This window comes from Roseibium sp. (assembly GCF_039982295.1).
GTDB lineage: Bacteria > Pseudomonadota > Alphaproteobacteria > Rhizobiales > Stappiaceae > Roseibium.
Genome location: NZ_JBDWYP010000058.1, coordinates 25,449 through 46,219 on the forward strand (window position 1 = coordinate 25,449; position 20,771 = coordinate 46,219).

General features: G+C 55.2%; 22 protein-coding genes. 3 read left to right on the forward strand and 19 right to left on the reverse strand.

What is annotated here, in order from left to right:
- Positions 1–170: 170 nt before the first annotated feature.
- The 3 genes from ABJZ52_RS12195 to ABJZ52_RS12205 are packed head-to-tail and all read right to left on the reverse strand — an operon-like array spanning position 171 to position 2,418.
- A complete protein-coding gene (locus tag ABJZ52_RS12195; protein ID WP_348192265.1) occupies positions 171–752 on the reverse strand; it encodes a hypothetical protein in 582 nt (193 codons plus the stop codon).
- Between the two features lie 3 nt (positions 753–755).
- Positions 756–1,937, reverse strand: a complete 1,182-nt coding sequence (gene dapE / locus ABJZ52_RS12200; protein ID WP_348192268.1) for a succinyl-diaminopimelate desuccinylase — start codon at positions 1,935–1,937, stop codon at positions 756–758.
- Positions 1,938–1,989: 52 nt separating this feature from the next.
- Positions 1,990–2,418: a DUF805 domain-containing protein gene (locus tag ABJZ52_RS12205; protein ID WP_348192270.1), complete on the reverse strand. Its 429-nt coding sequence runs from the start codon at positions 2,416–2,418 to the stop codon at positions 1,990–1,992.
- A gap of 228 nt (positions 2,419–2,646) precedes the next feature.
- Here ABJZ52_RS12205 and ABJZ52_RS12210 point away from each other — a divergent pair, with 228 nt between their 5' ends.
- Entirely contained in the window at positions 2,647–3,462 is an 816-nt protein-coding gene (locus tag ABJZ52_RS12210; RefSeq protein ID WP_348192273.1) for a DUF2189 domain-containing protein, read from the forward strand.
- On the opposite strand, the gene truA is transcribed toward ABJZ52_RS12210, so the two are convergent.
- From truA to def, 5 genes are read right to left on the reverse strand one after another with little or no spacing between them, the layout of a single operon-like run.
- The gene (truA, locus tag ABJZ52_RS12215) at positions 3,459–4,256 is read right to left on the reverse strand and encodes a tRNA pseudouridine(38-40) synthase TruA (protein ID WP_348192572.1); all 798 of its coding nucleotides are present in this window, start codon (positions 4,254–4,256) and stop codon (positions 3,459–3,461) included. The two genes, ABJZ52_RS12210 and truA, sit on opposite strands and share 4 nt — an antisense overlap.
- 8 nt (positions 4,257–4,264) lie before the next feature.
- On the reverse strand, positions 4,265–4,804 hold the full coding sequence (locus ABJZ52_RS12220) for an N-acetyltransferase (RefSeq protein ID WP_348192575.1): 540 nt from the start codon (positions 4,802–4,804) through the stop codon (positions 4,265–4,267).
- 44 nt (positions 4,805–4,848) lie between these two features.
- Entirely contained in the window at positions 4,849–5,790 is a 942-nt protein-coding gene (gene fmt / locus ABJZ52_RS12225) for a methionyl-tRNA formyltransferase (RefSeq protein ID WP_348192578.1), read from the reverse strand.
- 42 nt (positions 5,791–5,832) lie between these two features.
- The gene (locus ABJZ52_RS12230) at positions 5,833–6,465 is read right to left on the reverse strand and encodes a MarC family protein (RefSeq protein WP_348192581.1); all 633 of its coding nucleotides are present in this window, start codon (positions 6,463–6,465) and stop codon (positions 5,833–5,835) included.
- 30 nt (positions 6,466–6,495) lie between these two features.
- Positions 6,496–7,014 (reverse strand): peptide deformylase, encoded by a 519-nt coding sequence (def, locus tag ABJZ52_RS12235; protein WP_348192584.1) that lies wholly within the window; start codon positions 7,012–7,014, stop codon positions 6,496–6,498.
- Between the two features lie 190 nt (positions 7,015–7,204).
- On the opposite strand from def, the gene rmuC reads away from it, so the two are divergent.
- Positions 7,205–8,374 (forward strand): DNA recombination protein RmuC, encoded by a 1,170-nt coding sequence (rmuC, locus tag ABJZ52_RS12240; RefSeq protein ID WP_348192587.1) that lies wholly within the window; start codon positions 7,205–7,207, stop codon positions 8,372–8,374.
- A gap of 19 nt (positions 8,375–8,393) precedes the next feature.
- On the opposite strand, the gene ABJZ52_RS12245 is transcribed toward rmuC, so the two are convergent.
- The 3 genes from ABJZ52_RS12245 to ABJZ52_RS12255 all read right to left on the reverse strand — a co-directional run bounded on the left by ABJZ52_RS12245 (position 8,394) and on the right by ABJZ52_RS12255 (position 11,105).
- Positions 8,394–9,257 (reverse strand): C40 family peptidase, encoded by an 864-nt coding sequence (locus tag ABJZ52_RS12245; protein WP_348192589.1) that lies wholly within the window; start codon positions 9,255–9,257, stop codon positions 8,394–8,396.
- Positions 9,258–9,295: 38 nt separating this feature from the next.
- A complete protein-coding gene (locus ABJZ52_RS12250) occupies positions 9,296–9,646 on the reverse strand; it encodes a MarR family transcriptional regulator (protein ID WP_153770609.1) in 351 nt (116 codons plus the stop codon).
- Between the two features lie 70 nt (positions 9,647–9,716).
- Entirely contained in the window at positions 9,717–11,105 is a 1,389-nt protein-coding gene (locus ABJZ52_RS12255) for a leucyl aminopeptidase family protein (protein ID WP_348192593.1), read from the reverse strand.
- Between the two features lie 203 nt (positions 11,106–11,308).
- Between ABJZ52_RS12255 and ABJZ52_RS12260 the strand changes: the two genes are divergently transcribed.
- Complete coding sequence (locus ABJZ52_RS12260) at positions 11,309–12,088, forward strand: tetratricopeptide repeat protein (protein ID WP_348192596.1); 780 nt, start codon at positions 11,309–11,311, stop codon at positions 12,086–12,088.
- A gap of 56 nt (positions 12,089–12,144) precedes the next feature.
- Here ABJZ52_RS12260 and ABJZ52_RS12265 read toward each other — a convergent pair whose 3' ends face one another.
- The 8 genes from ABJZ52_RS12265 to ABJZ52_RS12300 all read right to left on the reverse strand — a co-directional run bounded on the left by ABJZ52_RS12265 (position 12,145) and on the right by ABJZ52_RS12300 (position 20,652).
- Positions 12,145–13,131, reverse strand: coding sequence for a type II secretion system F family protein (locus tag ABJZ52_RS12265; protein ID WP_348192599.1), 987 nt, complete (start codon positions 13,129–13,131; stop codon positions 12,145–12,147).
- A gap of 12 nt (positions 13,132–13,143) precedes the next feature.
- Positions 13,144–13,866 carry a type II secretion system F family protein gene (locus tag ABJZ52_RS12270; RefSeq protein WP_348200094.1) on the reverse strand — a complete coding sequence of 241 codons (723 nt, stop codon included), beginning with the start codon at positions 13,864–13,866 and terminating at the stop codon, positions 13,144–13,146.
- A 305-nt stretch (positions 13,867–14,171) separates the two neighbouring features.
- Positions 14,172–15,659 (reverse strand): CpaF family protein, encoded by a 1,488-nt coding sequence (locus tag ABJZ52_RS12275; protein ID WP_348192605.1) that lies wholly within the window; start codon positions 15,657–15,659, stop codon positions 14,172–14,174.
- A 31-nt stretch (positions 15,660–15,690) separates the two neighbouring features.
- Positions 15,691–16,995 (reverse strand): CpaE family protein, encoded by a 1,305-nt coding sequence (locus ABJZ52_RS12280; RefSeq protein ID WP_348185989.1) that lies wholly within the window; start codon positions 16,993–16,995, stop codon positions 15,691–15,693.
- Between the two features lie 8 nt (positions 16,996–17,003).
- Positions 17,004–17,720 carry a CpaD family pilus assembly protein gene (locus ABJZ52_RS12285; RefSeq protein ID WP_348192608.1) on the reverse strand — a complete coding sequence of 239 codons (717 nt, stop codon included), beginning with the start codon at positions 17,718–17,720 and terminating at the stop codon, positions 17,004–17,006.
- A gap of 10 nt (positions 17,721–17,730) precedes the next feature.
- Complete coding sequence (locus ABJZ52_RS12290; protein ID WP_348192611.1) at positions 17,731–19,191, reverse strand: type II and III secretion system protein family protein; 1,461 nt, start codon at positions 19,189–19,191, stop codon at positions 17,731–17,733.
- Positions 19,188–19,955, reverse strand: a complete 768-nt coding sequence (gene cpaB / locus ABJZ52_RS12295; RefSeq protein ID WP_348192614.1) for a Flp pilus assembly protein CpaB — start codon at positions 19,953–19,955, stop codon at positions 19,188–19,190. The genes ABJZ52_RS12290 and cpaB overlap by 4 nt, the downstream gene beginning before the upstream one ends.
- Before the next feature lie 190 nt (positions 19,956–20,145).
- Complete coding sequence (locus ABJZ52_RS12300) at positions 20,146–20,652, reverse strand: prepilin peptidase (protein ID WP_348192617.1); 507 nt, start codon at positions 20,650–20,652, stop codon at positions 20,146–20,148.
- Between the last annotated feature and the right edge of the window lie 119 nt (positions 20,653–20,771).

The window sequence follows — 20,771 nt, forward strand, 5'->3', positions numbered from 1 at the left end:
ATGCAGGAGTGATCGACCGAATTTTCTGAGCCTCTACGGCTTCTGACCTCCCGTAGACGCACAGTGTCCGCCGAGGTCCCCGATGTCAACGAAACAACAGTTGCTTACCGACTGGCCCGCAGAGGCGCTTGCGGAACCTCAAAACGGCCAAATCGATAGGACCGTGGAGGTCACAACCCCCAAATCCGGCCCGCAATCTCGCCAATCAACAACGACAGAATGATGTCCAGCATGACGACGCCGATCGTCATGCTCATGCTTGCTTGCAGGGCCACACGCGTGATGATGAAGCGGTACCAGATAACGACAATCAAGGTCACGAGGGACAGCAAAACCATGATGCCAGGCGCGATCAGTCCTGCCAGATAGAGAAGACCGACAAAGACATACGGCAGAGCTGCGAGGAGGCTCGTCCAGTTGCGCGCAACGATGAAAGGTACATAGCCTGCAGAAATGCCGAGAGGCTTTGCGAGTCCGGCGAGCAATAGAGGCAAGACCACCCAGTCCAATCCGAGACTGGTAAATTGGGCCAGCCAGAAAGACCCCGCGGGAAGAAAATCTGTCTCGTCCAGCAAGAGCTTTCGCTCAGCCAGTGAACTGACAACAAAAAGTGGCACAAGCAGGAAGACAACCGCGAACGAGCGCCAGAACCCCTCAATCGACAGATCGAAGCCACGCATGCCTTCGGGACGATTGCGCAAAAGCATCCAGCTTCCCTGAAGAGCGCGCGCAATTTCTTGTCCGCTCAGCATGGATCAACCACCTTTGGTTGCCTTGAAATAATCATTGAGGAATTGCCGATAGATGGCTGTGAGACCATCGACGTCAGCCAACGCAACACATTCGTCGACCTTGTGCATGGTTTGGCCGACGAGACCGAATTCAACGACAGGACAATAGTTCTTCACGAACCGGGCGTCGGAGGTACCGCCGCCCGTCGTCAGCGCGGGAACTCTGCCCGTTGTCGCTTCGACGGCACTGCTCAACGCCTTGATGAGTGTTTCATCACGGGTCAGGAAGGACTCGCTCGCGTCACGCCGGAACGTGACCGACCATTCAAGATCATCGCTCGCTGCGTCTGACAGGATACTCTCGATTTTAGCCTTCAGAGTATCCAGGGACCAAGTGTCATTGAAACGGATGTTGAAACGCGCTTCGGCCTTCGCCGGGATGACATTAAATGCTGGATTGCCCACATCAAACGTTACGATTTCCAGATTGCTCGGCTGAAAGCGATCGTTACCACCGTCGAAGACAACATCATCCAATGCAGTCATCAGACGCATGAGGCCCGGGATCGGGTTATTTGCATTTTCCGGATAGGCGGCATGGCCCTGCGTGCCGGTCACGACAACAGTCCCCGACAAGGACCCACGACGACCAACCTTTATGGCATCACCGAGCTGCGTCGGATTGGTCGGCTCTCCAACGATACAGGCATCAAAGCGATGCCCCTGCTCTTCCGCCCATTGGAGGAGCTTTACCGTACCATTCACCGCCGGCCCTTCTTCATCACCAGTAATCAGGAAGGATATTTTCCCGCCAAACTCGGTGCCATTGGCCTTTAGGAAATCCAATGCCGCAGCAGCAAAGCAGGCGACACCACCTTTCATGTCGACGGCGCCCCGACCAAAAAGCGTGTCGCCGACGATCTCTCCGCCGAAGGGAGCGTGGCTCCAATCAGCCTCGTCACCTGGCGGAACCACATCCGTGTGCCCGGCGAAGACGAAATGAGGGCTTCCTGACCCAATCGTTGCGAAGAGGTTCTCGACACTCGGGGTGTCGCTGTCGGTGAATGTAACGCGATCTAAGTTGAAACCTGCGCCACCCAGAAGTTTCTCCAGGTAATCCAGCGCCCCGCCCTCTACCGGCGTCACAGACGGGCAACGGATCAGATCACGGGCGTATTGAATTGCGGGAGAACGCTGGGCGGACATGGAACCTCTGGATTTGCGCGGTCACGGTCTGAATTAGCATAGCCTGAAGCGATCAGGGCTTGCGACGATAATAGCTGTTCGGAAACGGACCAAAACGGTTGGGCATCTGCTGGCTCGGAATAAAGCCAAGCACGAGCACTACAAGAATATTGACGCCGGGAACAAAAATCAAAAGCGCGAGAAAACCGGTGACGCCAATGTCCTGGCACCGCTTGATGACCAGTGCCAATTCAACCCATTGAAGGACAAAGAACAGGACCGGAAACAACGGATTCGATTCAACGAAACCCTGAAGGGTCAGGTCTTCGATCGTGACATCCGGGTCGATCGAACCGAACCACATGTTGATTGCGATGCCGATAACAATCCAGACCAGGAACAGAACCAGCCAATAGGGCTCACGGCCCAGCCGCCCAATAGGGCTTGCAAAAAGCCAAGCCAATCCGGGTGTCGCGTTTACCTGGCTTTCGTTCGAAGACATTCAAAATTCGCTCGCGGCTCAGAATTGCAAATACAGACCAGCAGTTAGTCGCAAGCTGCCGCTTGATCAAGCACAGATCCGGTTTTGCGGCCAGCGAGCTGCTCCAAAAGCAATCTTCCGCTGGTTTCCGTGCGAATTTTCAATGAGCATACCGAAAAGTACGGTTGGCGTCCGACTTTCCGCTGGTCATGATGGCGAGGTCGTTTTGGGAGAAACGCGGGAGGAAAAATGACAGACAGCACGGACAAGATCGATACGGATACAGCATCACCTTTTCGAAAGGCACCAGTCGTTCGCCAAATCTCGATATCTGACGTGATCGATGCTCTCGGCGATGGCATGCGGGACTTCCGCAAAGCGCCGATCTTTGGCCTCGCTGTGGGCGCATTCTTCACCTTTGGCGGCCTGCTTATCGTGCTGACTGCAGCTGCATTCGACATGAGCTACCTGAGCTACCCTCTTGCCGCAGGTTTCGCACTGTTTGGCCCATTCGCAGCAGTCGGGCTCTATGAAGTCAGTCGCAGACTGAGCCGAAACGAACCGCTGAGCTGGTCTGCGATCCTTGGCACCATGTGGGCACAGAAAAGCCGCGAACTTTCCTGGATGGCGTTTGTTGTCCTGTTCGTCCAGATCATGTGGATGTACCAGGTGCGCCTTCTGCTTGCACTTTTCCTCGGCTTCAGGTCCTTCGCTTCCTTTGGCGAATTCCTGTCGGAGATCGTCAACACACCTGAAGGCCTCATGTTTCTGGCCGTAGGACATGTCGTCGGCGCAATCCTGTCCCTCATCCTGTTCTCGTTGACGGTCGTCTCCTTTCCTCTCCTTATGGAGGAAGACCGGGACTTCATCACCGCAATGATCACGAGCGTGAAGGCTGTTGCGATGTCTCCCGTTCCGATGATCGGCTGGGCTATCGTGGTCACGATCAGTCTGATAGTTTCGATCGCACCGGCTTTCGTCGGGCTGGTCATCACGCTGCCTATACTCGGCCACACAACCTGGCACCTCTACAAGAAGTGCGTTGAACCGGAGGTCCAGTGCTAGCGCTGGCTTTCTTCCAATTTCTTGGCCTTCGCCTTGGCAAGGTCCTCGTCCTTGGGTCGGTAGTCGACGCCGGTCAGATACAGACCATCAGCAGGCGCGACAGGCCCGCAGAATTTCCTGTCGCGAGCCGCCAGAGCAGCTCGGACATCCTGCGCCGTCCACTTCCCCTCGCCAACCAGCTTGAGCGTGCCAACCATCGACCTCACCTGATTGTGCAGAAATGAACGCGAGGAGCATTCAGCAATCACAAACTGTCCCTCTCGCCTAACCGTGAAGGCCTCGAGCGTTTTCTCCGGACTTTTGGCCTGACATTTTGAATGGCGAAACGTCGTGAAGTCGTGATGGCCGACAAACTCTTGCGCAGCGTCATTCATCGCCCCCGCATCCAGCTCTGCCTTCACATGCCAGGCGAGGCCACGTTCAAATGTGAGACGCGCAGGACGATTGAAGATCCGGTAGCGGTAGGAGCGGCGAATGGCTGAAAATCGGGAGTCGAACCCCTCATGCTTTTCGGCACAATCAAGCAGCACAACCGGGTCGGGCTGAATATGAAAATTGACCGCACGCAAAACTGTTGCTGCAGGCCATGCCTTCTCAAGGTCCACATGAGCCACCTGGCCAGTGGCATGGACACCGGCATCCGTTCGTCCAGCACCACCAATGGTGACTTCTTCGCCGCTGAATGCCTTGATTGCACGCTCAAGAGCGGCCTGAACAGACGGTCCATTCGCCTGGCGCTGCCATCCGCAGTAGGGCCGTCCATCATATTCAACAGTGAAGCTGTAACGCGGCATTGCGTATCTTACTCGAATTCCTGAAAGGGGGTGGCAAAGGTGACTTCGATCGGCAGATCGGCTTCCACCGCCTCTGAAAGAGCATTTGCCTGGAACGCATCACCTGCATAGGGTCCGCTGATCTTTCGCGCCAGGGCCGGATCAAAGCCGAACCGTGGATAATAAGTCGGAGGACCAAGCACCAGAACGAGATCTTCCCCCAAATCCTTGAGTTGATCCAGCCCGGCGCGAATGACCCTGGAACCAATTCCCTGACGCTGAAATTCCGGCCATACAGAGACGGGCGCGAGACAACTGATTTTGAGCTCCTGGCCCGCGCCAATATTGGTTGGCGTCACACGGCTGAACGCAACATGACCGAGGAGCCTTCCCCGCTCTGTGACTGCGACAAGTTCGAGAACCAGCGCCCCGCAGTGTCTGAGTTTATGGACCAGGCCCGCTTCAGTTGGTTGATCAAAGGCAGCCGTCACAAGCTCCTTTACACCAAGCTCATCAGCAGGCTCGACCTTTCGAACGATCAATTTTTCCGGCTCGAACTGATCGCTCATTCTACAGTCCCCTCCTGTCAGCTCTGCTGCTGTCTGTCATGGTTTCAAGGCAGCGTGTCGCCCACTGATAGCGTTGCGCCTCTCAGGAAGTCCTCGCCAGACACTGCTTTCTTGCCCGCGCGTTGCACCTGAACGAGCCTGACAGCACCAGTACCACATCCCACGACAGGACCATTGCCGTCCAACGCCAGGACCTCGCCGGCCGGACCAGCGCCTTCCGCAAGCTGACTGCGGAGAACTTTGACCCGCTCAGCCTTGCCCGCGAGCATCATTTCGCACCAGGCTCCTGGGAATGGCGAGAGTCCACGAATATGATCATGCACGCCTTTCGCACCGAGCGCCCAATCAATCCGGGTTTCATCCTTCGAGAGTTTGCGCGCATAGGTGATGCCGCTCTCAGCCTGCGGCATTTGATTCAAAGCGCCGCGAGACAATGCCGCGAGCGCACGGACCATCAAGTCACTGCCCAGTCCAGACAGTTGGTCATGCAGTTCTCCAGCGGTCGTATTGTCGCCAATCGCGACAGTCTCGGACATACACACGGGGCCAGTGTCGAGACCTTCCTCCATCCGCATGACCTGAACTGCAGTCTCCGCATCGCCTGCCATGATTGCGCGATTGATCGGTGCAGCACCGCGCCACCGCGGCAGCAACGAAGCGTGGAGATTGAGGCATCCCTCGCGCGGCGCTTCGAGAACAGCCTTTGGGAGAAGCAAGCCATAGGCAACGACGACCGCAACATCCGCATCGAGATCAATGAATTTTTGCTGCTCTTCAGGATCTTTCAAAGAGGCGGGCGTAAAAACCGGGATTCCGAAAGATTCCGCGGCTTCATGAACCGGGGACTTCTTGAGCTCCATGCCACGGCCTGCAGGTCGTGGAGGTTGCGAGTAACAGGCAACAACATCATGGCCATGGCCAACGATTTCCATCAGTGTCGGGACGGAGAATTCGGGCGTACCCATGAAAATGATGCGAAGTGTCATATCGTTTCCGGCTGTTTGAGCAATCGCGCCCTTATTGCGCGATCAGGCCAGTCCCGGCAACAGGGCTTTGAGGCTGGACACCATCATTTCCATCGCAATTGCCGCCAGGATCATTCCCATCAGGCGACTCATGACGCTTGTCGCGGTCTGGCCAAGCAGCTTTGCCAAGAAAGGCGCCGAAAGGAACGTGACGCCCAACAATGCAACTGAAGCTGCCGCGGCAGCGCCATATGCAACTTCCTGAGCAAGCCCTTCAGCCTGACCACGAAAGATAATGAGTGTGGAAATAGTCCCAGGCCCCAAAAGGATCGGCACAGTCAACGGATAGATTGCCGGATTGTCCTGAGAAGCGTGATGCTCCTGTTCCTTTTCGGTCCCATGGTGCGCCTTGCTTTGCTCGCCCGAGATCAGATTCAGCGCGATCAAAAGGATCAGGAAACCACCCGCTAGACGAAAGGCATCCAGAGAGATACCGAATACGGCCAGGATTTCATTTCCGGCCAGGGCGACGATGCAGCAGCCAACGACAAGAGCGACAATCAAGATGATCGCGACCGCCCGTTGTCCGGCCGGTGTCTTGTCCGCAGTGAGCGACAGGAAGACCGGAAGATTGGCGATCGGATTCATGATCGCGAACAATGCGGCGAACATCTTCAGGAAGAACGCATAATCCATTGATTTTTCTTCCACTTAAATCGGCTAAGGTCAGCCCTTGCCGAACTGTCTGGCCTGTTTTGCAAATTTCTTCATCACACGGTCGCGCTTCAATTTCGAAAGATAATCGATGAAGAGTTTGCCGTTGAGGTGATCCAATTCATGCTGGATGCAGGTTGATAAAAGGCCGTCGGCCTCGATTTCCTGCTCGGCACCTTCCCGGTTGAGAAACTGAACCCGTACCGACGCGGGACGTTCGACCTCTTCGTAGAATTCCGGTATCGAAAGACAGCCTTCCTGATAGACGGAAAGTTCTTCACTTTTCCAAACGATTTCCGGATTGATGAAGACCATAGGCTCCTTGGGCGCATCTTCCTGGGCAACATCCAGCACAAATACGCGCTTCAAGACGCCAATCTGACTGGCGGCAAGGCCAATTCCCGGCGCCTCATACATCGTCTCAAGCATATCGTCGGCCAGAGCGCGCACGTCGTCATCGACAGAAGTTATGGGCTCACATACTTCGCGCAGGACCTGATCGGGAATAATTATGATGTCACGTTTCGTCATGGGACTGACATAGGCAAAGCCGTGCCAAGGGTCAACGTGAAAGGCAAGTAAATATGCCCGTTTCGCGGGCCGTTTGGCCGTTAGATCCGATCCGGAAAAGCTTGATCACGCGCCCGGCAACGATGGTTGTCGTTGGACGGCAGTCAACATGCGGACTGCACGTGCGAGCGAATCGTTCTATGTTTGTTTCATGCAAACTGTTCTTTTTGTCCTGAGTGGCCATCCTGTAACTGCGCTGGAGGCTTCTGTCGCTGGCGGTCTTTTCCTGTTGTTGCTTATCGCGTGGCTGGTTTTGGGGTCGCGACGACAGATGCGTATTCGCGCCGAAGCCGAAACCGTCGCCACCGAGCGGATTCACGAGCTGGAGAGCCACCTTGCGACACTTTTGAAATCGCAAGGGGAAATGACAGGCCGTATGCAGACGATGGCCGAGGTGTTCGGATCGCGGCAATCCGACATGATGCGCGCGGTAAACGACCGTCTCGACGGAATGGGCCACAAACTCGGCATATCGATGGCCGACACGACCAAGCAGACGCACGAGGGACTGAGACAGCTGCATGAGCGCCTGGCCGTGATCGACCGCGCCCAGCGCACCATCACCGATTTGTCAGGGCAGGTCGTGGAGCTGCAAACCATCCTTTCCAACAAGCAAACGCGAGGCGCTTTTGGCCAAGGACGGATGGAAGCCATTATCCAGGATCAGCTGCCGCCAAGTGGGTACAATTTTCAGGCGACGCTCTCGACCGGATCCCGACCGGACTGCCTGGTTCACATGCCCAACGGAGCGCCATCCCTCGCAATCGACGCAAAGTTCCCTCTCGAAGCCTACAACCTCCTCAGGCAGGCCAAGAGCGAGGAACAGCTCAAACAGGCGCAGTCCCAGTTTCGGCGGGACTTTACCAAGCACATTCAGGACATTCGGGAGAAATACCTTCTGCCCGGCGAGACCCAAGACACGGCTTTCCTCTTCGTGCCATCCGAAAGCGTCTTTGCCGAGCTGAATGAAGGCTTCGAAGACCTGGTCCAAAAAGCCCACAGATCACGTGTCGTGATCGTCTCCCCATCCTTGTTGATGCTATCGATACAGGTGATACAGGCTGTTCTTCGCGATGCCAGGATGCGCGAGCAGGCACACCTCATTCAGGCCGAAGTCGCCCACCTCACTGCAGATGTTGGACGCCTCAATGATCGCGTTTTGAAGCTGCAGTCCCACTTCGGACAGGCCAACAAGGATATAGACCAGATCCTGATTTCGACGGACAAGATCGCCAAGCGCAGCCAGAAGATCGAAGATCTGGACCTTGGCGAGATTCCCGGAGAAGCCGCCGCAGCAGAGGCGCTCCCTTCGGAACATTGAGCGCGGAGCGTAAGCTCATTCACAAGCGCCGGAGGCTTGTGACAGCTCCCCACTCATTTTTTGAGATCCGCTCCACGGCCTCATCAAGAGGCTCACTGGACACAATCATGGTGTGGCCGTTCGCATGCAGAAGACAGTTCTGCTCCTGAATGATCCCGACATGTCCCTTCCAGAACACCAAGTCGCCACGTTGGAGGTCGGACAGTTCGATATCAGACAGCAGAAAACCTGCGTCCTTCTCCTGCATATCGCTGTCGCGTAAGAGCTTATGCCCGGCAAAGCGGGCTGTCAGCTGGACCAGCGCTGAACAATCAAGGCCGAGGCTCGTGCGGCCACCCCATCGGTAAGGCGTGCCGATGAACTGTTCCGCAACACCAACCCAATCTATGAGCGTCTCGCCCAATGGCATGAGGTGACGCTCAACCACAGCCGATCCATCGCTCAGGATTGCGTAGTCCAGACCGCGCGTCGTCTTGCGGTCGACAACAGAAACATGCGCTCCGATAGAGAGCAGACCAAGGGGCGGAAATTTAAGATCGGCGACCGGATAGCGATAGGTCCGCAGAGCTGACACTTGATGCGTCGATGAGTGGTGTGGTCCCAGCCCCTCCGACAAGACCCAGCCGACATATCCATCGGTCTCGAGCTGCCCCCAAGACCAACCATCGTCCGTCTCCTCGAAAACGGTCACAACCTCGCCATGGAGTACCTGGCTGTCGATTGATTTCTCAAGATCAGGAGCCGGCCGCATGTCCAACAAGTCAGCAGTCACGGTCTTGGCGACTCCCGGAACGAAATTTTCAGCTGCCACACGATCCTCGTAGCCACTCGTGGCAAGGTCAGCACGAACCGGATGTAGACGACGATCGAGGTCAATAGGCATTCAATAATCTCCAAATCCACTTTGGACGCGACAAGTCACTAACGGGGTAGCTCACGTGCCTTTTCAACGACAAGATCGCCAAGTTGCTCAAGATAAAGCGCACCCTCGACCGTTCTCGTGATGATAACGTTCCGCCGATCAGCTTCATCTCTTTTCCGGGATAGAAGCCGCATACCTCCTAGAGTATCCAGCGCCCGCGTAATCGCAGGCTTTGTGACATTCAGCTTGGCAGCCAGTCCTCTTACCGTATGCGGCGGCGGCTCGAGATAGACCGTCATAAGGATCGTGATCTGGCGCGCAGAAAGATCCTGCTCCTGATCTCTCACAAGCGCCAGATTTACCTCGTGCAAAAGCTTCAGCGCCTGAGAGGCGCGTATCTCAACTGCCATATCGGAGGTGCATCCTCTTCGATTTCACATCCGATCATTCAAGCATATAACCGTTTCGGAGCCGTTATCTTCAGGACGAATATTTCTCGCTGACAAGATCGAAGAGGCAGCGAATACCCTGCGCCTCTCCTCCAGACGGTTTTCCGGGCTTGTCAATCGGCGTCCAGCCATAGATGTCGAAATGCACCCAGGAAGCGGAATTTTCGACGAACCTGGACAAAAACAGCGCTGCGGTGATCGAACCGGCAAAACCCGCGCCCGATGTATTGATATGGTTGATATCGGCGATCTTGCTATCGAGGTACTTCATGTAGGGTTGCCAAAGAGGGAGACGCCACAGCGGATCTGCGCTCGCCTCAGATAGAAGAGCGATCTCTTCTGCCAGCTCATCATCTTCAGTGTAAAAAGGTGGCAAATCCGGCCCAAGCGCGACCCGCGCTGCCCCCGTCAATGTCGCCATATCGATCAGAAGATCCGGCGTTTCCTCATCAGCAAGTGCGAGCGCGTCTGCAAGCACCAGCCGGCCTTCGGCATCCGTGTTCCCGATTTCGACCGTAAGCCCCTTGCGACTTGGCAAGACGTCACCGGGCCGGAAAGCAGTTCCCGAAATGGCGTTCTCGACACAGGGCACAATGACCCGAAGGCGGATAGGCAGTTTCGCGGCCATGATCATGGATGCCAGGCCGAGGACGTTAGCCGCGCCCCCCATGTCTTTCTTCATCAATGTCATTGCATTGGCAGGTTTGATATCGAGCCCCCCCGTGTCAAAGATGACCCCTTTGCCGACCAGGGTAACCTTGGGCGCCTTTTCATTCCCCCATGTGAAATCGGCCAGCCGCGGCGCGTTCGCACTCGCCCGGCCCACAGCATGGACCATTGGAAAACCGCGCTCCAGCAAGGCTTCTCCGACGATGACTTCTCCTTTGCCACCATGCTCTTCAAAGAGTTTGGTGATTGCAGCTGCAAGCTCCTGCGGACCAAGATCATTGGCTGGTGTGTTGATCAGATCGCGCGCAAGCTTTACGCCATCCAACACCGTGTATAGGCGTTCGAGGTCAATGTCGTCCGGAACCACAAGTCGCGGGAGGTCGCCCCCCATTTTTCGGTACCGATTGAAGCGATAGGACGAAAGGGCGAACCCAAGGAGACCCAGTTCAATATCTGGAGATGGGGTCTCGAAGACATAGTCCCCGGATGGCAGCGCAGTTACGAGCGAACCCAAGGCAAAACTCGAAGAAAGCCCACCCTCATCGGTGCCGTAAAGAACCGCGAGCGTCGTGCCTTCGGCTGCCGGAACCAGCAATGTGCGTCCTGGCTCACCCTTGTATCCATGACGAGCGACCCAGTGTCCGGCGGCTGATCCGAGCTGATCAACGACACCTTCAACACTTGCCTCGTTGACCGTATAGATCGGAGTAGGGTTCAACGCGTCGCTTTTGCGGATAAGAGAATGGCGCAAGACTTGCTCCTTGAGGATGAAGGGCTTTGATCCTCAAAACTGTTACGCGCCCCTCCCCTGATTGGCAACCTGAAGAGCCAGACCTTCCAAGGCAATGCGCTCAGATCTCACATGCAAAATGCGACATTTAACAAAGCATTAGGGTTAACAGGTTATTTCAAAGGTAGTCCTTAACATTGCGTCCTCTTGTCAGGAAGTCAGCCATGCCTTCTCAAGCCAACAATATGCAGCGCCGTCGTTCGCGCCTGATCCCGATTGCCGCGGCAATGAGCGTACTCATGTTGGCAACAGGGTGCTCGACGACGAAGCGCGGCAGCATCGGAACGCATGCCTCTGCCACCAGTCAGCCCTATGCGGCCCCGGGGTCCGCTCAGGCACGACGAGCCGTTTCAACCTGGGGCGCGCAGTATGAGAAAAATCGTCAGGACAAAACGGCCACTCTTGGCTATGCGGATGCACTGCGGCAAAATGGACAGATTACACAATCGATGGCCGTTCTGCGCAGTGCCGTGATCGCCCATCCCAAGGATCGCGAGATCGCGTCGGCATACGGCAAGATCCTGGCGATGAACGGCAAGTTCAGCGAAGCCCTTAACGTTCTGCAGCGTGCTCAATCCCCGCAAATGCCTGACTGGAAGCTCATGTCAGCAGAAGCGGCTGTACATGACCAGATGGGAAATCATGAGCGTGCACGAGCTCTCTACAATCAGGCACTCAAGATCCAGCCAAACGACCCGAGCCTTCTGAACAACCTCGGCCTGTCACACCTCTTGTCCAACCAGCTGCCGGAAGCCGAGTACACGCTGCGCAAGGCCTCAGCTCTTCCCGGCGCCGACAGCAGGGTGAGGCAGAACCTGGCCCTCGTCCTTGGCGTTCAAGGCAAATTTTCCGAAGCTGAACAAGTTGCTCGCGCCGAGTTGGATCCGCGACAGGCAGAGGCAAACATCGCCTACCTCAGGCAGATGCTCTCAAGCAACGGCTGATTTATATGATAAGACCCAATTGGCCTTGAGCTTATTTTTACGGGTGAAGCTCAGCTTCACTTGGGTGAACCAAATGTATCCAGCACCTGCATAACTGCCGGACCCAAAATAACAAAGAACAATACTGGCAGGAAAAAGACAATCATCGGAACTGTCAGTTTGGGCGGCAGGGATGCTGCCTTCTTTTCGGCTTCCTGCATACGTTGCTCGCGATTATCATCCGACATTACCCGGATCGCATTTCCAACAGGCGTTCCGTATCGTTCGGCCTGAATGAGAGCCATCATGACATTCTTCACGCCATCCACGCCGGTTCTCGTGGCAAGGTTTTCGTAGGCGAGCCTGCGCTCGCCGAGATACGACAACTCGGCGTTCGTCAGCGTCAATTCCTCTGCTAGCGGAACCGATTGTACACCGATCTCTTCTGCGACCCGTCCAAACGCGGCTTCAATCGACATTCCGGACTCAACACAGATCAGCATCAGATCCAGTGCATCGGGCCAAGCCCGGCGGATAGAAAGCTGGCGGTTGGTAATTCGATTTTGCACGTACAGGTTCGGTATGAACACGCCCAAGCCCGCAACAAAGATGCAACCCGCAATCCGTGTCACAAGCGGAAAAGCATCAACGAGAATTACAAAGGCATAAAATGCCGCGACGATCAGCAGAATCCCGGGCAGCGCAACACGCGCAAATAGGAAAGTGTACAGTGGGCCGGTGCCGCGATAACCTGCCATTCTCAGCTTGTTCTTGGTCTCTTCATCAGACAACATCGCCATCAAATTCAGACGATCCACGATGTTCTTGACTTGCTCTTTGGGTTTAGCACGTAACGCAGTGCGTGGATCGTTCTTCTCGGCCGCGAGACGCGACCGTTCCCGCGCACGCATCTTGTCGCGCTCAAGCGCGACCGACTTCATACGTGACTTCAGACTGTCACGCTCAAAAAATGGCACGACCAGTGTGTAGAGCGTTCCAGCGACCGCCACGGCGGCCAAGACAGCGATCAGGAATTGACTGTTGGCAATTGCTTCCAGGTCCATTTCGTCTCTTTCCTAGAAGTCGAAGTTTATCATCTTGCGCATCACCATGATGCCGCAGAACATCCAGAACAAACCGCACGCAATGATGATGTGACCAGCCGTTCGCGTAAACAAAAGCATGATGTAATCGGGAGCGATCATGTACATGGCGCCCGTAACCAAAAATGGCAGCGCACCAATAATACCGGCAGAGGATTTTGCCTCGGAACTGAGCGCCTGGATTTTACGTTTCATTGTTTTTCGGCCGCGCAACACCTTGGACAAATTTCCCAACGCCTCGGACAACCCACCACCGGCCTTTTGCTGAATCGCCACCACGATCGCAAAGAAATTAGCCTCAGCGACGGGAACACGCTCGGGAAGTCTCGCAACGGCATCCGTTAGCGAAATGCCCATAACCTGCGTCTCGACGATTTTCTGAAATTCACTTGCGACCGGTTCAGCTGCTTCATTTGCAACGATCCGGATGCAGTCTCCCAACGGCAAACCTGCTTTTACACCACGAACGATGATGTCGACTGCGTTCGGTAATTCATTCAAAAACGCGTCAAAACGTCGGCGGCGTTTGGCGTTGATAAACCACCTGGGAAAGCCAAGCCCACCCGCAAATCCGAGCGCCAGAGCGACCAGAAGGTTCTTGCTGAAGACAAGACCCAACAACAAAAATACTACGGCACAAGCAATGCTGAAGAAAACGAAGTGCTTTCGCTCCCAGTTCAAGCCCGCCTGCTCCATACGCACAGTCAACGGGATATTGGATTGCTTGTTCAGCTTCTTTTTTTGCCGTTCCTCGAATTCCTTAAGCTGATCCTGGACAGATTTCCGCCGTTTGTCGCCATCTTTTGTTTGCGAACGAACCTCAACTGATTGGGATCGGGTCGCGATCACATTGATGCGCTCGTCTCGACGCCTGGTGCCAGACAGCGCAGGCTGAAACAGAGCGTAGATCACGCCACCGATGCTCACGGCGACCAAGATCGCAACGCCGAGAGTGGTCAGGCCGGGACCAAGCAAAGACTGAAGGTCAGGCATGGGCGCGCTCACTCATTGACATATTCCGGTTGTTCAGAAGCATCCAATGCGGCGGCGAGGCGATGCTCTTCGCCAAAGTAACGCGCACGCTCCCAGAACCTCGGACGACCAATACCCGTAGACCGGTGCCGCCCAAGAATTCGACCGCTCGGATCCTCACCAATCATGTCATAGAGGAAGACGTCCTGGGTGATGATGACGTCGCCTTCCATGCCCATGACCTCTGTCACATGCGTAATTCGACGAGATCCGTCACGAAGCCGCGTGGCTTGCACCACCACATCGATCGACGACACGATCATTTCCCGGAGGGTCCGAGAGGGCAGAGAGAAACCACCCATGGTGATCATAGATTCTAGGCGCGACAGCGCCTCGCGCGGAGAGTTCGCATGCAATGTGCCCATGGAACCGTCGTGGCCGGTGTTCATTGCCTGCAACAAATCAAATGCCTCGGGCCCGCGAACCTCACCGACGATAATTCTTTCAGGCCGCATGCGAAGGCAGTTCTTGACCAGGTCTCGCATGGTGATTTCGCCCTCACCCTCGAGATTCGGCGGCCGCGTTTCCAGGCGCACCACATGAGGCTGTTGCAGCTGAAGCTCCGCTGAATCCTCACAGGTGATAATGCGTTCGCTGCTCTCGATATACGCCGTAAGGCAGTTTAGAAGCGTAGTCTTTCCCGAACCCGTGCCACCAGAAATGAGCACGTTACATCGAGATTTGCCGATGATCTGCAGGATTGTTGCGCCTTCCGGGGTGATCGACCCGAATTTGACCAGCTGATCGAGAGTAAGCTTGTCCCTCTTGAACTTACGAATTGTAAGCGCGGGGCCATCGATCGCGAGCGGCGGAGCGATGACGTTTACACGGGACCCATCGGGAAGGCGCGCATCACATATCGGGCTGGAATCGTCGACGCGGCGTCCGACCTGACTCACGATGCGCTGGCAAATGTTCATAAGTTGCGCATTGTCGCGGAAATGAACGCCGGTCTGCTGCATTTTGCCTTCGGTCTCGATGTAGACCGTATGGGCACCATTGACCATAATATCTGCGATATCATCACGCGCGAGAAGCGGCTCCAGCGGACCATAGCCAAGAACGTCGTTACAGATGTCCTCGAGCAAGTCTTCCTGCTCAGAAATCGACATCACAACATTTTTAAGCGCAATAATATCGTTGACGACGTCCCGAATTTCATCGCGGGCGTCTTCTGGACCAAGACGGCTCAGTTGCGAAAGGTCGATTGCTTCAACGAGGGCGCTAAAGATCTGCCCCTTGGTCTCATAATACTCGCCGGACTTCCGGCTTTTCCTATCATTCGGCTCAGTTTTTGGTTTAGGCGCATCTGTCGGCGGCACCTCAGGGGTTGCCGCATCGTTCCTGACTGCGACTTCTTCGATAGGCGTAGCCGAAGGAGATGCTTGCGCCGCTTCTGGCCGCAAGGACCTTCCCGACGCCGCTCCTGAGGGCGATGTACCACGTCTACCGAACATCGTTGTCTATTTCTCCGCTACGCTGGCGAGGCTAAGCCGTCTTGCCAATCAGTTTCGAAAGCAATGAATTCAACCCGTTGCGCTTTGCCTTGTTGGTATCGCTGCGGCCAGATACCTGTTGTGCAAGCTCCGAGAACAGGGCACTCACGCTATGTTTTGCGTCCAACTCGGCGATCATCTGCCCGTTGTTGGCAGCTGTTCCGAAGAGCTGTGGATCAAACGGGATGATCAGCGGCGTCGGCAAACCTAGAGCAGACGCAAATTCATCGGGCTTGATCTCAGGCCGTTTCGGCACATTTACCCGGTTCATGACCAGTTGCGGCAACCTGTCATTCGGACGCAGTTGCTTCAATGTATCGACGACATTCTTCGCATTGCGAAGATTGGCGAGATCCGGCTCCGCAACGATTACAACCTCATCGGCACTAACCAGGACATTCTTGGTCCAGCCGCTCCAGACATGCGGCACATCCAGTACAATTGTCGGCGTAGAGCTGCGCATGGTATCGATAAGGCCATCGAAGGCATTCTCGCCATAGTCGTAGGTTCGCTCAAGAGACGCCGGAGACGCCAGCAAACTCAGATGCTCGGTGCACTTGGACAAGATGCGATCCAGGAACGTTTCGTCGAGACGTTCTGGTGAAGACACGGCTTCCAAAACGCCCTGCAATGGGTCCTGATTAAAATCCAGTCCGGCTGTTCCGAAGGGCAAGTCGAAATCTGCAACCGAAACTTCGTTTTCAAAATTGCGAGCAAGCGCCCAGGCACTGTTATGTGCGACCGTTGAAGATCCGCACCCGCCCTTTACGCCGAAAAATGCGATTGTGCGACCTAGAGGTTCTGTATCAGGATCACCGTAAAGCTCACCGATCGAACCAATGAGCTGATAAACGTCTATTGGTGCAACCAGATACTCGCTGACGCCTTGATGAATGAGATCGCGATAGAGAGAAACATCATTGATGCCACCGATAACAATAACCTTCGTGCCAGCGTCGCAAAACTCTGCGAGCCGCTCCAGATCTGCGACAAGCGCTGATCGCTCGTTGCCAGCCTCCACGATGATAAGGTTTGGCGTCGGGGCTTGCGCATAAAACTCAACCGCCGCCGGAATGCCGCCCATGTGAACTTTCACATGGGCTTTCGCCATCCGTCGATCCTCGGCCGCGATCTCAATCGTGCGGCTGGTGTTGTCACTAAGACAAAAACCTTGAACCGAGATCCTTGGAATTGGGCGAATATCGATGCCTGCATTTGGCGCGGGCGCTTGCGGTTCTGAAACCGTGTTCGGGTTCAGATCTGCGCCCGTGTCGGACAATTTAAGCTCAGTGCTCATTGACATCATCACTCCGAAACGGTCGCGCCGTCGCCTTCTTTGTACTCGCTTGCCGTCACTTCACCCGCCCTGAATTTTTCAAAGACAACTGCTCTGCGCATCTGGTCCGGAGGTGTGCTTGCGCGTGGCGTGATCAGATCAGCCGGGTTGCTGACCATTGCTGCGAGATTCGCTTGCTGTGCGCAGCCGAAATTATAGTAATCGTTGTTCTGATTGACGCCGCCGCCGATATCTTTGGGCCATTCGCCACAAGGCCCGGCGGTGGCCATGACTCTGGCATACGACAAGCGAATAGGTGCCTCAGCCGACGCATCCTCAACCCGATAACTACGTGTCGCCGTCTGACGTCCGGACACTCCACCGCGTTTCAAAGCAGCGCGAATTGACGGCACAACCGCATGGACGGCAGCTTCATTCCCGGAACCAGAAGGCACAAGGATCTCGACTTTGCCATCACCATGAGCCTTCGACTGTTTCGCGAAAGCAGCAACACTGTCCGACAAATGCCTGTTCAGGCCTCTGGTGTTAAAACCAATCGGCAGATCAAGAGTCTCCGGCTGCTCGGTAATGACTATCGGATGTCTCAGCTGATAGTCGTTTGCCGCAAGCATTGCGGACTGGTTTTCCGCCGACTGTGTCTGGCACCCCGCGAGCAATCCCGTTCCGAGCAGGCAAACAGCCAAGGATCTGACTTTCGGGAACATTTCAACGTAAGATAAGCTCATCGTCTGTTCCTCACTTGTAAATAAAGCCGACCTGGCCGTGATAGGTACCCTCGGCAACCTTCCCGGGACTGCGGAAAATCTTGTTGAGACGGTTCAAAAAGACCGTCTCTGCGTCCGACGGCGGCAGAAGGTTCTTGTCTGGGCGGGTGATCTTGCTCCGAGCGACAGGAGACACCGCGTAGGGTGTCACAAAGACAACGAGCTCGGTCTGTTCGCGAAGAAAATCGCGGCTCTTGAACAGGGCGCCCAAAATCGGAAGCTGCATCAAACCTGGAATGCCATTGATCGACTGGCTATAGGTCTCCTTCAGGAGACCTGCCATAACCAAAGTGCCCCCTGAGGGAAGTTCCAAAGTCGATTCTGCGCGTCGTACCTTCAGGGCGGAGATTGTGATGTCTCCGGCTGTTACTGCACCGTCAGTCGTGAGCTCGCTTACCTCGGTCTTGACCCGAAGGCTTATGCGCCCACCGGACAGAACAACAGGCGTGAAGTCCAGGCCGACACCGAATTTCTTGAATTCGACCGAAACCGTGTTGTCGTCTTGAGCGACGGGGATGGGGAACTCGCCACCAGCTAGAAAACTCGCATTTTCGCCAGAAATGGCAGTCAACGTAGGTTCAGCGAGCGTCCTGATGACACCATCTCTCTGCAATGCTTCAATATTCGCGTTGACCGATGAACCACCTGCAAGAAATGTCGTTCCCACGCTGGATTGGTTCACGACACTCGAATTGACATTGAAGGACGTAGGGTTGTTGAACGTCGTCGAATAGTTCCCGATACCAATCGTGCCACCGAGTTCGACACCAAGCTGTTTGATGATGGAACGCTCGACTTCGGCAACCGTCACTTTGAGGTGAACCTGATCTTTGCCGTCGACGGCGACCATATTCAGAACCTGAGCGGCCGTGACACCTTCACCCGCGAATCGGGCCGCCAAATCGCCGGCGCGTTGTGCGTCGCCGGTGCTCTTTGCCGTTCCGGTGAGCAGAATATTTCCGTTCAGGGCTTCCGCTTTGATGCTTGAGCCCGGGACGACCCGGCGGATTAGCGCTGTCAGGTCTGTCGTATCAGGCTCGACACGTAGATTGAAGCTTGCAAGTTCACGACCTGAACGGCTGAAGAGGACAAGGTTGGCCTGCCCCGCCTTGTTTCCAAGCACGAAAACCCTGTGCTGTGTGCGAACCACTGCGTCAGCGATCTCCGGATTTGACACTAGAACATCTGCGACGGGCTCAGCAAGATTGACAATAAGCGAGCGCCCAATCCCAACGTTGATCATTCGTGACTTCACACGCTCACCCGATGCGACATGGACCTGGGTAGGGAAATCCGTCCCTGCAGAAGCCGCCGTCGAATAACCGCATATCGCGAGAAACAGGCTGAATAGAAAAACCGGCAGGCCGAACCCTCTCGTTAAACGGTCTTCAAAAGTCCTGGCGTGAATACGCTCGCTGAAGGAAATAATCATCGTGTCGGTGCCTGACTTGAAACGCCATATTTCACAAAACTCACCCCACCGCGTTTGCGCACCACATCAACTTCGTCATCAGACGAGTCCTGGGCACTGCGCAAAGCAAGAGATATCGTTCCAACTTGTTGGGACTGCGCAACGATCTCGGCTTGATCGAGCGTGAGTTCCAACGTCGCGGTACGTTTTGGAGAGAGACTTTTCTTGTCCTGTTCTCCCGCCGTCGTCTCATCAATTGCCAGCACTCGTACATTTTCGAGTATGGTTTCGCTGACAGCCGAGTTTCCATTCCCGGTGCGCGTCAAGATGAGATCGATTTTGTCGCCGGGAAGTATGAAGCCTCCGGCGGTTGTTTCTGCCTCGACACTCACGGCAATCGCCCGCATACCCTTGGGAAGCATCGCCGCCATAAAGCCCTTTTCCGTATCAATGAGGCGCTGAGCTCGAATTGGTTCACCGTCGTAGATAGGGGCTTTCGCAATCTGCCCTGTATAAATTGAGCGTGCCTCTGGGTCAGACGACTTCACGATTGCGCCCTTGGGTACCGCATCTTGCGGCCATTCCGTCCATTGCAGATCTTTGGGAGACAATTTAGCTCCCAGAACGATATCCCGCGCTGCAACCAACACTTCTTCGCTCTGGCCAGTTTCCGCCTGGGTAACAACAACCTGGGGTTCGGGAGATTTGCTATTCATCACCATGCGAGCGGCCAGAAGACCTGCCCCCAACGCCACCCCAAGAACCACCAATCGTGCGTACTTCATAGAAAATCCACCGGCCTGGACGGCAGAGGAAGCGCCGTCGGCTTTCAATATCGCTCGCAATTCGTCAAAACATGGTTAACCCATAGTGACGAAACTTGGTTAAATTCGATTAGTGATTTCTTTGCTGACGTTTACTATTTTTTTACTTTGAAAAAGCTCTGCAGGTGCTCGAGCCGAAGCTTCAGGGCGCTTAGCTGAGAAGATCGAACCACGCAGAAGAAGAGTATGTGTGCAAAGCGGCGGCCGATATCGCGATGCCGTAGGGGATACCCGTTTGCTTGTCGTGAAGCTTCAACAGCCATCCCTGCCCCAAGCAAAAGCCCGGCAGCACGGGAATGAGCCTAAATGCCAAAATGCCCAAGGTTAATGCCATGCCGTAAACTGCGGTTAGCAGCAGAAATTGCGTCAAGCTGGCACCGAAGCCGAACCAGAGGGCAATTGCACTCGCGACCTTCGCGTCACCGCCACCCATCCAGCCCAAAAAGAACATAATAAAGCAGGGCAAAAAGACGGCCGCGCCACCGAGCAAGTGAATACCCCACTCCTGAACGGAAAATCCGGCCAGGACACCCATCAATCCCAATGCCAGGATCAGCAGAATTGAGACCCGATTGGGAATGGTCATAGTGAGGAGGTCGGATGCTCCCGCAAAAACGACGAGCACTGGAAAGACTGAAAATATCGCTGCATTTTCCATATCGGTTGCCGTTGTTCGTTTTGACCTAGATGCAAACTATCTTTTGCTGCTGGCCAAACGGTTAACCAACGCAAAAACGGGCGAAAGTCGCCCGTTTGTTTTTCAGAGCGGCCGGCTCG

Excerpts from the sequence above, each read along its gene's own strand:
- ABJZ52_RS12195 (WP_348192265.1), bottom strand. The coding sequence starts at position 752 with ATGCTGAGCGGACAAGAAATTGCGCGCGCTCTTCAGGGAAGCTGGATG.
- dapE (WP_348192268.1), bottom strand. The coding sequence starts at position 1,937 with ATGTCCGCCCAGCGTTCTCCCGCAATTCAATACGCCCGTGATCTGATC.
- ABJZ52_RS12205 (WP_348192270.1), bottom strand. The coding sequence starts at position 2,418 with ATGTCTTCGAACGAAAGCCAGGTAAACGCGACACCCGGATTGGCTTGG.
- ABJZ52_RS12210 (WP_348192273.1), top strand. The coding sequence starts at position 2,647 with ATGACAGACAGCACGGACAAGATCGATACGGATACAGCATCACCTTTT.
- truA (WP_348192572.1), bottom strand. The coding sequence starts at position 4,256 with ATGCCGCGTTACAGCTTCACTGTTGAATATGATGGACGGCCCTACTGC.
- ABJZ52_RS12220 (WP_348192575.1), bottom strand. The coding sequence starts at position 4,804 with ATGAGCGATCAGTTCGAGCCGGAAAAATTGATCGTTCGAAAGGTCGAG.
- fmt (WP_348192578.1), bottom strand. The coding sequence starts at position 5,790 with ATGACACTTCGCATCATTTTCATGGGTACGCCCGAATTCTCCGTCCCG.
- ABJZ52_RS12230 (WP_348192581.1), bottom strand. The coding sequence starts at position 6,465 with ATGGATTATGCGTTCTTCCTGAAGATGTTCGCCGCATTGTTCGCGATC.
- def (WP_348192584.1), bottom strand. The coding sequence starts at position 7,014 with ATGACGAAACGTGACATCATAATTATTCCCGATCAGGTCCTGCGCGAA.
- rmuC (WP_348192587.1), top strand. The coding sequence starts at position 7,205 with ATGCAAACTGTTCTTTTTGTCCTGAGTGGCCATCCTGTAACTGCGCTG.
- ABJZ52_RS12245 (WP_348192589.1), bottom strand. The coding sequence starts at position 9,257 with ATGCCTATTGACCTCGATCGTCGTCTACATCCGGTTCGTGCTGACCTT.
- ABJZ52_RS12250 (WP_153770609.1), bottom strand. The coding sequence starts at position 9,646 with ATGGCAGTTGAGATACGCGCCTCTCAGGCGCTGAAGCTTTTGCACGAG.
- ABJZ52_RS12260 (WP_348192596.1), top strand. The coding sequence starts at position 11,309 with ATGCCTTCTCAAGCCAACAATATGCAGCGCCGTCGTTCGCGCCTGATC.
- ABJZ52_RS12265 (WP_348192599.1), bottom strand. The coding sequence starts at position 13,131 with ATGGACCTGGAAGCAATTGCCAACAGTCAATTCCTGATCGCTGTCTTG.
- ABJZ52_RS12270 (WP_348200094.1), bottom strand. The coding sequence starts at position 13,866 with ATGGAGCAGGCGGGCTTGAACTGGGAGCGAAAGCACTTCGTTTTCTTC.
- ABJZ52_RS12275 (WP_348192605.1), bottom strand. The coding sequence starts at position 15,659 with ATGTTCGGTAGACGTGGTACATCGCCCTCAGGAGCGGCGTCGGGAAGG.
- ABJZ52_RS12280 (WP_348185989.1), bottom strand. The coding sequence starts at position 16,995 with ATGAGCACTGAGCTTAAATTGTCCGACACGGGCGCAGATCTGAACCCG.
- ABJZ52_RS12285 (WP_348192608.1), bottom strand. The coding sequence starts at position 17,720 with ATGAGCTTATCTTACGTTGAAATGTTCCCGAAAGTCAGATCCTTGGCT.
- ABJZ52_RS12290 (WP_348192611.1), bottom strand. The coding sequence starts at position 19,191 with ATGATTATTTCCTTCAGCGAGCGTATTCACGCCAGGACTTTTGAAGAC.
- cpaB (WP_348192614.1), bottom strand. The coding sequence starts at position 19,955 with ATGAAGTACGCACGATTGGTGGTTCTTGGGGTGGCGTTGGGGGCAGGT.
- ABJZ52_RS12300 (WP_348192617.1), bottom strand. The coding sequence starts at position 20,652 with ATGGAAAATGCAGCGATATTTTCAGTCTTTCCAGTGCTCGTCGTTTTT.